The 12,457-nt window shown below is 32.8% G+C and carries 10 protein-coding genes; 6 read left to right on the top strand and 4 right to left on the bottom strand.

Annotated elements, in window-relative coordinates:
* Window positions 1-82: 82 nt before the first annotated feature.
* Together polA and BSF41_RS02515 are read right to left on the bottom strand one after the other, a co-directional pair.
* On the bottom strand, window positions 83-2,923 hold the full coding sequence (gene polA, locus BSF41_RS02520; protein ID WP_095927949.1) for a DNA polymerase I: 2,841 nt from the start codon (window positions 2,921-2,923) through the stop codon (window positions 83-85).
* A 71-nt stretch (window positions 2,924-2,994) separates the two neighbouring features.
* Window positions 2,995-3,570, bottom strand: coding sequence for a hypothetical protein (locus BSF41_RS02515; RefSeq protein WP_095927948.1), 576 nt, complete (start codon window positions 3,568-3,570; stop codon window positions 2,995-2,997).
* A 295-nt stretch (window positions 3,571-3,865) separates the two neighbouring features.
* Here BSF41_RS02515 and BSF41_RS02510 point away from each other — a divergent pair, with 295 nt between their 5' ends.
* The 6 genes from BSF41_RS02510 to BSF41_RS02485 all read left to right on the top strand — a co-directional run bounded on the left by BSF41_RS02510 (window position 3,866) and on the right by BSF41_RS02485 (window position 8,369).
* Window positions 3,866-4,093, top strand: coding sequence for a hypothetical protein (locus tag BSF41_RS02510; protein ID WP_095927947.1), 228 nt, complete (start codon window positions 3,866-3,868; stop codon window positions 4,091-4,093).
* A 184-nt stretch (window positions 4,094-4,277) separates the two neighbouring features.
* Window positions 4,278-4,952 (top strand): response regulator transcription factor, encoded by a 675-nt coding sequence (locus tag BSF41_RS02505; protein WP_095927946.1) that lies wholly within the window; start codon window positions 4,278-4,280, stop codon window positions 4,950-4,952.
* Between the two features lie 10 nt (window positions 4,953-4,962).
* The gene (locus BSF41_RS02500) at window positions 4,963-6,291 is read left to right on the top strand and encodes a cell wall metabolism sensor histidine kinase WalK (RefSeq protein WP_253251748.1); all 1,329 of its coding nucleotides are present in this window, start codon (window positions 4,963-4,965) and stop codon (window positions 6,289-6,291) included.
* A gap of 105 nt (window positions 6,292-6,396) precedes the next feature.
* The gene (locus BSF41_RS02495) at window positions 6,397-6,597 is read left to right on the top strand and encodes a hypothetical protein (protein ID WP_095928199.1); all 201 of its coding nucleotides are present in this window, start codon (window positions 6,397-6,399) and stop codon (window positions 6,595-6,597) included.
* 160 nt (window positions 6,598-6,757) lie between these two features.
* The gene (locus tag BSF41_RS02490) at window positions 6,758-7,993 is read left to right on the top strand and encodes a metallophosphoesterase (RefSeq protein WP_095927944.1); all 1,236 of its coding nucleotides are present in this window, start codon (window positions 6,758-6,760) and stop codon (window positions 7,991-7,993) included.
* 73 nt (window positions 7,994-8,066) lie between these two features.
* Complete coding sequence (locus BSF41_RS02485) at window positions 8,067-8,369, top strand: co-chaperone YbbN (RefSeq protein ID WP_008466807.1); 303 nt, start codon at window positions 8,067-8,069, stop codon at window positions 8,367-8,369.
* Window positions 8,370-8,393: 24 nt separating this feature from the next.
* Here the strand turns inward: BSF41_RS02485 and BSF41_RS02480 are convergent, their stop codons facing one another.
* Entirely contained in the window at window positions 8,394-9,035 is a 642-nt protein-coding gene (locus BSF41_RS02480) for a polysaccharide deacetylase family protein (protein WP_095927943.1), read from the bottom strand.
* Window positions 9,036-9,132: 97 nt separating this feature from the next.
* Window positions 9,133-12,414, bottom strand: coding sequence for a DUF2723 domain-containing protein (locus tag BSF41_RS02475; protein ID WP_095927942.1), 3,282 nt, complete (start codon window positions 12,412-12,414; stop codon window positions 9,133-9,135).
* Between the last annotated feature and the right edge of the window lie 43 nt (window positions 12,415-12,457).

Below are 12,457 nucleotides of genomic sequence, written 5' to 3'. Positions count from 1 at the left end.
ATGGTTTTTTTTATGAATTGTAAAATCAGATTGTTTTAAAGTTATTAAAAATCTAAAACCAACAATCTGAAATCTAAGATTATTAATGTGCTTCTAACCAATCTTTACCCATTCCTAATTCAACTTCCAATGGAACCGACATTTTAAAAGCATTTTCCATTTCATGTTTAATCATTGGCTGGATTTTTTCGAGTTCGTCGTTATGAACATCGAACACAAGCTCATCATGCACCTGAAGCAACATTTTAGATTTCCAGTTTTCGTCACGAAGTTTTTTATGAATGTTGATCATTGCAATTTTAATCACATCAGCAGCGCTTCCTTGAATTGGAGCATTTACAGCATTTCGTTCAGCGGCACTTCTTACAACGGCATTGGCAGAATTGATATCTTTTAAATATCTGCGACGACCTAGAATGGTTTGTACGTAACCTTTTTCTCGTGCAAATTCAATTTGCTCTGAAATATAAGATTTAAGACGAGGATATGTTTTATAATAAGCGTCAATCAATGCAGCGCTTTCGCTTCTTGACAACGAAGTCTGATTACTCAATCCAAAAGCAGAAACACCGTAAATGATTCCAAAGTTTACTGTTTTTGCATTGCTTCTTTGTTCGCGGGAAACTTCTTCCAGCGCCACGTCAAAAACTTTTGCTGCGGTTGCTCTGTGAATGTCTTCTCCGTTTTGGAAAGCGGCAATCATATTTTCTTCACCACTCAAAGCAGCGATAATTCTTAATTCGATTTGCGAGTAATCGGCAGAGATTAAAGTGTAATTTTCATCGCGTGCTACGAAAGCTTTACGTATCTGACGACCTCTTTCGGTACGAATCGGAATATTTTGCAAGTTCGGATTATTAGAGCTCAAACGTCCTGTTGCAGCAACCGTCTGCATATAATCGGTATGAACGCGTAACGTTTTTTTATCAACTTGTTCTGGTAAAGCCAAAATATAAGTGCTTTGCAGTTTTACCATCTGACGCCAATCTAAAATCTGTTTTACAATTGGGTTGTCATTGGCCAAATAAGTCAGAACTTCTTCACCAGTTGCGTACTGACCCGTTTTGGTTTTCTTTTGCTTTGCACCGCCAATTTTTAGTTTGTCAAATAAAATATCACCTAATTGCTTTGGAGAAGCCAAGTTGAATTTCTCGCCAGCAGTTTCATATATTTTTTCTTCTAAAGATTTGATTTCAACTTCCATCTCAGAAGACATTGCTTTTAGGAAATCTACATCCAAACGAATTCCTTCCGTTTCCATATCGGCCAATACGCTTACTAATGGAATTTCGATTTCGTCAAATAACTTTTTAGTTTCTGTTTTATCTAATTCGGTTGTGAAGATTTCTTTTAATTGTAAAGTAACATCGGCATCTTCAGCCGCATATTCTTTAATATCTTCTAAAGGAACATCGCGCATATTAAGCTGGTTTTTTCCTTTTTTGCCAATTAAAGTTTCAATAGATTTTGGTGAATATTTCAAGTATGTTTCTGCCAAAATATCCATATTATGACGCATATCCGGATTAATCAGATAATGCGCAATCATCGTATCAAAAAGTTTTCCTTTTACGGTTACACCATAATTAGAAAGGATTTTTAGATCGTATTTTAAATTCTGTCCGATTTTCTCAATATTTTCATTTTCAAAAAACGGAACAAGTTTATCTACTAAAGTTTTTGCTTCTTCCTGATTTTCTGGAAACGGAACATAAAATGCTTTTCCTTTTTCGTAAGAGAAAGACATTCCCACAAGTTCTGCGTGCAAAGCATCGATTCCTGTAGTTTCAGTATCAAAACAAACTGAAGTCTGTTTTTGTAAATTTTGTAAAAGCATTTTAATACCTAAATCACCTTGAATGGTTTGGTAAAAATGTTCTGTGTTTTCTAAAGTATTATAAAACGAAGTTCTTTCGATTTCAGCGTTTTCTCCATTCGTATTTCCGCCTCCAAAAAGATCAAATTGGTCTTCGTTTTTAGGCTGTGCTTTTTTGTATAATTTGGCATCAGGAGCTGGAGCAGCACTTTGAGTGCCATCAGTTTTAAATAAATTGTCAAACTGTTCTGCCATTCTTCTAAATTCTAATTCTTGAAAAATAGCATCTGTTTTTTCGATATCAGGACGAGAAAGTTCGTAATCTTCTTCATTAAAAGTAACATCACAATCGGTAATAATTGCGGCTAATTTTTTAGAAAGAATCCCTTTTTCTTTGTTCGCTTCGATGTTCTCTTTCATTTTGCCTTTTAGTAAATGTGTATTTTCCAAAAGGTTTTCCATGGTTCCAAATTCTTTCAAGAATTTTTTGGCTGTAACTTCACCAACTCCAGGCAATCCAGGAATATTATCCACGGCGTCACCCATCATTCCAAGAAAATCAATTACTTGTTCAGGTCTTTCGATTTCAAATTTTGCCAAAACCTCAGGAACGCCCCAGATTTCGATTCCGTTACCCATTCGGGCAGGTTTATACATAAAAATGTTTTCAGAAACTAGTTGGGCAAAATCCTTGTCTGGAGTTACCATGTAGACTTTGTAGTTTTGTTTTTCTGCTTGTTTAGCGATTGTTCCAATTAAGTCATCGGCCTCACAGCCCTCGATTTCAATAATAGGAATATGCATTGCTCGCAATAATTCCTGAATATACGGAATGGCAATTTTAATAGCCTCTGGTGTTGCATCACGATTGGCTTTATATTCTACAAACATTTCACTTCTTACGTGGCTACCGCCTTTATCAAAAGCGACGGCTAAATGATCTGGTTTTTCTCTTTTAATAACATCCAAAAGTGAGTTCATAAAACCCATAATTGCAGATGTATCCATTCCTTTTGAGTTGATTCTCGGGTTTTTTATAAAAGCATAATAACCACGAAAAATTAGTGCATAAGCATCTAGAAGAAAAAGGCGTTTTTGAGTTGACATATTTTATACTTAAAGAATAAGAATGTAAAAGTATAAAAATAGGATTATTTAAAGCTTTTTAAATAACAAATTTAAGTGATGTAAGGAATTATGTTCTCTAGAGTGGATTCTATTTTATCTTTATTCAATAAATTGAAAAAGAACGAAAGATAGTTGCTTTTTACTATAAACGGCTGAAAGAAATTTCTATGTCTAATTATATCATATAGTTTTTCTTCTTCAATTTTTTCTTCTAAGAAATACAAGTCATATTCAAGCTCTATTTCTTCTTCATTAAATATTGTATAGCTGAAAAAAGGAACATTTAAAATTTCTCCAATTTTAATTGAAATACTATTTTTATCGTATTGGAACTTCTTAATTATGTGTATTTCTGAATTTGATTGTAGATGATTCATTAGGTTTAAATTTGTAAGCAATTCAATTTTTTCAAGTCTTCCAGTAGTATAAAACATTTTTTCATGTAGATAAACTTTAACTTCTTCATTGTTTTTGTAATCCTTAATGATGTAATTTTCAAAAGATCCTGATGTTTCGATTTTTATAATCGTCCCTAATTTTCTCTTTTTTCCCTCGATATAATAATGAACTAATTCGCCTTCTTTGAATATTCCAAAGATTCGATTATTACTCTTTTGCAATTCCATTTTATTCTTTTTAAAATTAATAGTATACAAAATTAAGTGCTATTATTTAGTAAAAAAAATGTTTGAAAATGGTTGTAATGATTTTGGATAGTTGTTTGATTATTAGTATTTTATAAGGATAATGTTTTGTGATATAAGTTTGGTAAACTTATAAAGCCTATATAGTAGCAAAACTGCAAAAGTTAATATCAAGTTAAAATTTTTTATTCAGGGATTTCTTCATTTTCTCTTCATGTTGCGAAGGTAATTTTGAGGTATAAAATAAAAGGTTATTAATTCTTAAATCTTAGAAATCATGAGAAATTTATTAATGTTACTAGTAGCAGTTTTAGGAACAAGTGCAATGGTTCACGCATTTCCTGCAAAAGATGGAAAAGAAGCTCCAGCAAAAGAAGTAAAAGCAACCAAACACCCTAAACACAAATCTGATAAAAAAGCAAAATCAGTAAAAACTGAAGCGACAAAAACAGAAACTGCGAAACCAGAAGCTGTAAAACCAGAAACAGCAAAGGCTAAAAAATAAAAATTGCTCTCATTTTGTTTTCGAAGCTTTGTAACGAAGGCAAAACAGGAATAATGATTATGAGAATGCGATTGAAGAAGCTGATGAAGAAATTTATCAGCTTTTTTCATTCGTTAATTTTTTAATAATACGCTACTCAATTTTTTATAATTGATTAATTTTAATTGCGCTAAATGTTGGGCTTATGAATGTTTTAATTGTTGAAGATAATAAAGAACTTGCCGTAGAAGTCTACGATTTTTTATGCAACGCAGGATATATTTGTAAAATTGCCAATAATTGTGCTGAAGCTCTGGAAGAATTTGGAAGCAATGATTACGATGTTATGCTTTTGGATCTTGGTTTGCCCGATGGCGATGGTTTTGAGGTTTTGCAGGCAATTAGAAAAACAAAATCGAAAATTGCGGTAATTGTTCTTACTGCCCGTGGAGAGTTGGATGATAGAATAAATGGACTGCATTTGGGGGCTGATGATTATTTGACCAAACCTTTTGCGTTGACAGAATTGGCCGCAAGAATGTTTGCCGTAGTTCGCAGAATTCATGGTTTTACTTTAAATAATTTAAGCATTCATGGTTTTTTATTACAACTTCAGGATTATAAGGTGAGCTTTAGCGATCAGCCAATCAGTCTTACCAAAAAAGAATTTGATATTTTTCAGTATTTGGTTCTCAATAAAAACCGTGTTATTACAAGATTGCAATTAACAGAGCATATTTGGGGCGATATTCTAGAAGTTAATTCTGATTCTAATTTTATAGATGTGCATGTTCGTAATCTTAGAAAAAAACTGGATAAGCATACTGCTATAGAGTGGTTTGAAACGGTTCGAAATGTTGGTTATCGTATAAACGAATAAATCGATTCTTGTGAAAATTAAACATCAATTAGCTATTTTTAACGCCTTGACCAGACTGCTGGTCATTTTGGTTTTATGGCTAATGCTTCCAATTTTGGTAGAAAATGTGGTGTATCATCACATTAATAATACACTGCGAGAGAAAAAGAAAAAATTTATTGAACATCTGAATAAGGAAGAAATAAATGATTTTATAGAAAATCCAGACGATTCAACCGATGCTTTTTCTGAGTTTTCGACACTTCACAGCGAATTTTTGGTTTTATCCAGAGTTTCCATAAAACCACATCAGAAAAAAACAACTTTCAGTAATGAATATCGAAAAATAGAAGGGGAAGAAAGCGAGTATCGAATCCTGCAGCATCATTTTACGTATGAAGGTGAAGATTATCAGCTTGAAATAGGAAGTAGTTTGAGCGAGGTTAATGATCTGACTTTTGCGATTAAACTTTTCATTATCATTGTTTTTGTGGTAATTCTTCTGATTACTTTTTTGGCTGATACTTTTTATATCGAATATCTTTTAAAACCATTTTACAAAATTATCGATACTAAAATCAGGCGCGTAAACGAGCCAGAAACATTTGATCATACTCCTATAAAAGCAACTTCAAGAGATTTTAGAGAATTGGATTTTGTTTTAAATCAAATGATGGATAGAATTACTGAAGTTTTTAAAAAGGAAAAACAGTTTATTTCGAATGTTTCGCACGAACTTCTTACTCCAATTGCCCTTCTTAAAAACAAACTTGAAAACTTGTTGCAGAATGAATCTTTGGATGATCATGCGATTGATAAGATTGCAGGTTCTTTGAAGACATTAGATATGCTGAAAAAAATCATTAATAATTTACTGTTGATTTCTAGAATAGATAATAATCAATATGAAGCAAATGAAGAAATCAATCTTAGAGAAATCGTTTCTGATTTGCAGGAAGATCTTCAGGATCGAATTGAGGATAAAGATATTCAGTTTATGAACGAAATGGAAAATGATTTTGTTTTTATAGGAAATAAAACCCTAGTCCATATTCTTATCTATAATCTCGTAACCAATGCTATAAAATACAATAAGCCCAAAGGAAAAATAATTATAGAAGACGGTTTTGTAGAGGAACATTATTTTATTTCGGTAAAAGATTCAGGAATAGGAATGGACGAATCGCAACTTGAGAAAATATTTAGCCGTTTTGCGAGAATTAATTCAGATCAAGAAGGGCAGGGGCTAGGCCTTGCAATTGCACAAAGTATTGCTTCTTTTCATCATATTCAAATCAAAGTTAAATCGGCTTTAAATCAAGGTACAACTTTTACGTTGTTATTTGAAAAAGCCAATTAAAAGTTAAAATTTTCTGTAAGACTTTTTCTTCATTTTGTCTTCATTTTACGATTCTATCTTTGACTTGTAAAAATGAAAATAAACAATCATAAAAAATTTAAAGTCATGAAAAAATTAGCAATTTTAGCAGTAGCAGTTTTAGGAACATTCTCAATGGTAAACGCACAAACAACTCCAGCGCCAGCGCAAACGAAAGAAGTGAAAGCCGCTAAACACGATAAAAAAGCAGAAAAGAAAGCGGACAAAAAAGCTAAAGGGGAGAAAAAAGCAGAAGCTCCAAAAACAGAAGCTCCAAAAGCAAAATAAAACGAGACTTTAGGTCTTAGAGTAAATAGTTTTAAAGGTTGGTAGGTTAAAGCTGAAAGAGCCATCTTTCAGCTTTTTTATTTTAACAGCGTTAAATTTTTTATAATAAAAAGAAATAGAATTTTCATTCTTTGTTACTTTGTTTAAAACTATAAATTAAATGATCTTTCGTTTTATAATTCTATGCGCTCTTTTATTATTTATTGAGTTCTATTCTTATCAGGCTTTTCGAACTTTAATCAAAGCACGTTGGGTTTTGATTGGCTATCAAGTTATAAGCTTGCTGGTTTTAATTTTTATTATCTATTCTTTTTCGCAGGTAGACCGATCAGTTGGTCAGACTAGGCAATTTATGTTTACTACAGGTTTGATGCTTGTCGTATATGTGCCAAAAATTGTACTTACATTAATAATGTTTGGCGAGGATATTATTAGAATAGGTGCCAGTATACTGAATTATTTTGTTTACAATACTCCGCGAAAGGAGATGATGCCCGACAGAAGAAAATTTGTAAGTCAGATTGCTTTAGGTTTGGCGGCAATTCCGTTTCTTTCTATTATTTACGGAATTTTTGAAGGGAAATATAATTTCAAAGTAATCAAACAAACCATATTTTTTCCAGATCTTCCAGATGCTTTTGACGGTTTTAAAATCACGCAGATTTCTGATGTTCACAGCGGAAGTTTTGATAATCCGGAGAAAATTAATTATGCTATTGATTTGATCAATGCCCAAGAAGCAGATTTGATTTTGTTTACAGGAGATATTGTAAATACGCACGCCAAAGAAATGCATCCTTGGCTGGAAACTTTCAATCGTATTAAAGATTATAAATATGGTAAGTTTGCTGTTTTAGGAAATCATGATTATGGCGAATACGTAACATGGCCTTCTGAAAAAGAAAAAGACGAAAATTTTAAGGCGATTAAAGACCTTTATGGTCAGATTGGTTTTAAATTAATGTTGAATGAGCATACTTATATTCAAAAAGGTGACGATAAAATCGCTTTGATTGGAGTAGAGAATTGGGGAGTGAATTTTAAAAAAGCAGGCGATTTAAACAAAGCTTCAGAAAATGTGCATCAAGACGATTTTAAAGTTTTAATGAGCCATGATCCGAGCCATTGGGATGCTGAAATTAAAGACCATCCAAAGAATTTTCATCTGACTTTTGCTGGCCATACTCACGGTATGCAGTTTGGAATTGAAATTCCAGGTTATTTTAAATGGAGTTTGGCACAATACATTTATAAACAGTGGGCAGGTTTGTACGAAAACGTCGGAAAATACGTTTATGTTAACCGCGGATTTGGTTTTCACGCTTATCCAGGACGAGTTGGAATTATGCCTGAAATAACAGTAATTGAACTAAAAAAAGGCCGTAATGTCGCTTAATTCGTTAAAAATGCTACATTTGTATAATATTTATTTCTTTTAAGAGATTTAAAAAACTTAAATTTTTGGTTTTATGTCAAAATTTGGAGAACTAATAAATGCCCAAGTTCCAGTGTTAATTGATTTTTACACAGATTGGAATGAATCTTCGGTTTCTATGCATCCTGTTATTAAGGACGTAGCGGCTGCACTTGGCGATAAAGCCAAAGTAATCAAAATTGATGTAGATAAAAATCAGGAACTCGCAGAAGCACTTCGTATTAAAGGACTTCCCACTTTAATGATTTACAAAGAAGGACAAATGATCTGGAGACAATCTGGAGAGCTTGATGCTAATACTATTATCGGAATTGTTCAAGAACAATTTAATGTCTAAATAACTTCTTTTAATTGATGTTATTTAGTGAATAATATCAAACTTATATCCGTTTTCTTTTAAAAAATGCAGTGTTCTAGGCAGGGCAAATCTTAAATTTGGAGAAGCCTTAATACTGTCATGAAAAACAATTACGCTACCTGATTTTACATTTTTCGTTACGTTTTCAAGACATTTTTCTGGCGTAATACTTTGATCAAAATCAGCACTTAAAACATCCCACATTACAATCTTATAGCCTAAGCTTCTAAGAATTTTAGACTGTGCTTTTTTAATTTTTCCATAAGGAGGACGAAATAATAAACGGTGAGGGGTTTTCTCTTGCTCGTCTAAAATAGCGGCGCAGTTTTGTACATTCTCAATATATTCATTCGTGTGGCTTTTCCATCCATTAACATGATTCATGGTATGGTTTCCAATTGAATGTCCGTCGGTGATTAACTTGTCAAACAAAGCCAGATTAGCATTAATGTTTTTTCCGATACAGAAGAAAGTGGCTTTAGCATCAAATTTTTTTAATTCAGATAAAACCCAATCTGTAATTTCTGGAGTAGGACCATCATCAAAAGTGAGGTATATTTTCTTTTCGTTGTTAGGAATATCCCAGCAATATTTAGAAAACACCTTTTTGATAAATGCGTTAGTTTTTACCCAATAGAAGCCCATTTTGAATTAAAATTACAATAGTATAAAATTAAAAAATGCAGCGCTATTTATCAAACAGCGCTGCATTTTTTTAATAAGTAAGATTTGCGTATATTAATTACTCTTTTTCACGTCCAAAACGCTCAAAAACATTTACATAAGTGTTAAACGTAGTTTTGTGCTGGTTGTAAAAAGCAGTGTCTTTATTGTCGTCCATTACGTGTAGCAAGCTTCTGTAACGTTCAATATCAGTAATAATGTCTACTGCTAAAGAAGTTTGATCAGAAGGAGGCAATGTGCTGTAATAGTTTAGATTCTCTTTATATTTCTGAACTAATTTATTTAAAAGGTCATGCGCCTTAGTTTTTTCACCAACTTTATAATAACCATCTCCAAAAGCTTCAACCAATGAATAATAACCATATTTGTCTAAAGGCATTTTGGTCATTGCTAAATTGATTATGTTTTTGGCTTTATCAATTTTGCCTTCAGCAATAAGCTGATTCATTAATCTCGAAAGATTCGTACGGTATGTAATACTGTTTCTTCTAGTTTCAGGATCGTGATAGATTTTTTCACTTTCGCTATTGCCCCAATCCCATTTCATTACAATATCGTACATTTTATCTGCATCGATTTGTCCCATATCTAATGGTCCGCCATCTTTCGAAGGAGTGTTTTTAACTGGAACCAATTTATAAACCATTCCGTCTAATTGCAGATAATCTTTTAACCATAAATAATCTTCATCATCAAAAGCACCACCACTAAAATAGATTGGTCTTTTCCAGTTGTTATTTGCTAAGATATCAAGCATCATTAAACGGTTTTTGTATAATGCGCTTCCTTTGATATCAATGTCTAAATAAGGGACAATAGAATCGTAATATTTAGGATTAACTACTTTATTTTGAATAATAGTGTTTTTGTCAACATTCACTCTAATCTTGTTTGTTGGGTAGAAATGGATAGTTTGTCCGTTTTGTAAACCAACAGTCGATTTAGGGTTTTTGATAAAATCGATAAAATCTTTAATGTTCCAGCGTGTATCAATTTTCTGGATGTAAGCTGTGTAATCCAAATTATCTCCCACATATTGGCTATGGACAAAAGAAATTGGCAACGGATTTGACTCGTAAGACTTCGCTTTCATTTGATCAATGTACCAATCTGTCATAAATAAACTTGTATTTACAATCTTCACATCGGTTCTAAAATGCTCAATTTCCTGCGCATACCAAAGAGGGAAGGTGTCGTTATCTCCAATGGTAAATAAAATAGCATCTTTATCGCAAGAACTTAAATAAGCTTTTGCCATAGCAACTGCTGTATATCTTCCAGATCTATCGTGATCATCCCAGTTTTGAGAAGCCATTAAAACAGGAGCTGCCAATAAACTTCCAGCAATAATTACTGGTCCAGCAATTTTTGGAGCCAAGTATTTCTGCAGACTTTCATAAAGCGAATAAACACCAAATCCGATCCAGATGGCAAAGACATAGAAGGAACCTACAAGAGCATAATCTCTTTCACGAGGTTCAAAAGGTCTTTCATTTAAATATATTTTTAGTGCAATTCCTGTAAATAAAAACAAAGCCAGAAGAACATAGAAACTCTTCAAATCTTTATTGGCATGGTACATAATACCAATTAATCCTAAAATAAACGGAAGGAAATAATAAACATTACGCCCTTTGTTATTTAATACATCAGAAGGCAAATTGTCTTGAGAACCTAAATGAACAGAATCTAAAGCTTTGATCCCGCTAATCCAGTTTCCGTCAAGATTATCGTATTTACCTTGAACATCGTTTTGGCGTCCAACAAAATTCCACATTAAATATCTCCAGTACATATATCCAAATTGGTATTCAAACATAAAACTGAAGTTGTCTGCTGTAGAAGGTTTTTCGATAAGTAAATACTCGCCGTAGCTTCTTAAGAATTTTACGTAACCTTCGTTGTCAATTTGTTTTTGAGCGTAAGCTTTTCTGAATTCAGAAACTGTTTTTTCAACCTCATTACGCAATTGAGCCGTAGCTTTATTGTATTCATCTTCGCTTAATTGGCTAGCATCGATTCCGTATTTTGCCAAATCTTCATCATAATTGTAATTAGGATTGATTCGGAACTTCGGAGGATTTGTAAAGTTGATATAGTTTTGAATGTGACCCGTTTCTGTACTCCACATTCTTGGCAGAATTGCTTTCTGGTTATCGTCAGAATTTTGTTCTGCATTCTTATAATTATTGGTAATAATGTATTTACCTGTTTTATAATCTCTTTCGTAGTTTGGTTTTTTGTCTAAATAAGGTGTTTTAGCATCAAGACCAGCAAAAAGTTCCGTGTATTGAGGTCCGTAAAACAAAGGATTTACACCATATTGCTCACGATTATAATAAGCTAAAACTTCAGTAGCATCTGATGGTTTGTTTTCGTTAATAACGGTATTCGCATTTGCACGAACAGGAAGCATTAACCAAGTTGAGAAACCAATCAGGATAAATAAAACACATAATATAATAGTGTTGTAGAATATTAATCCTTTTTGTCTCGTGTATTTTAATCCAAAATAGAAAAACGCAATAAATACTAATGCAACAAAGATAGTTCCTGAATTGAATGGTAGTCCCATGCTATTCACCATGAAGATTTCGGTTTTTCCGAAAAACGCCATAGTAAGAGGAAGAAGCAATTTGAAAATGAACAATAGAATTCCAATAACTACAATGTTAGCAATAATGAAATTTTTGATTGTAACTTTTTCGTAGTGTTTGAAATAGTATAAGAATCCAATAGATGGAATAGTCAAGAGAGCCATGAAGTGAACTCCAAACGAAAGACCTACAACCAACGAAATAATTAAAAGCCATTTGTTTCCTTTTGGTTTGTCCATGTCTTGCTCCCAACGTAAACCAAGCCAGAAAAGCAATGCGATTAATAAAGATGCCATTGCATAAACTTCGGCTTCTACTGCGTTAAACCAAAAACTATCAGAAAACGTATAAGCCAAAGCCCCAACAAAAGAGCTTCCTAAAATAACAATCGAATTGTTTTGGTCAATTTCTGCAAAACGAGCCACAATCTTTTTTAAGATCATAGAAGAAGACCAGAACATAAATAATATGGTAAATGCGCTAGAGAAAACAGACATCATGTTAACCATTAGAGCCACATGTTGAGCATCTATTGCAAACATTGCAAAAAATGCACCCATCATCTGGAAAAGTGGAGCTCCCGGTGGGTGACCTACTTCAAGTTTAGCTGCGGTAGCAATATATTCTCCGCAATCCCAAAAGCTCATTGTAGGTTCTACTGTTAATGTATAAGTTATTAAAGCGATTGCAAATGCAAACCAACCAATAATTGTATTCCATTTATTGAAATTGAATTGTGCCATATTTAGGTGTTAAAAATTTGAGTGTTTTTCTATCCTACAAAGA

It is taken from the genome of Flavobacterium sp. ACN2, assembly GCF_002303885.1.
Taxonomy (GTDB): domain Bacteria; phylum Bacteroidota; class Bacteroidia; order Flavobacteriales; family Flavobacteriaceae; genus Flavobacterium.
This window is presented reverse-complemented; position numbering and strand designations above follow the sequence as displayed.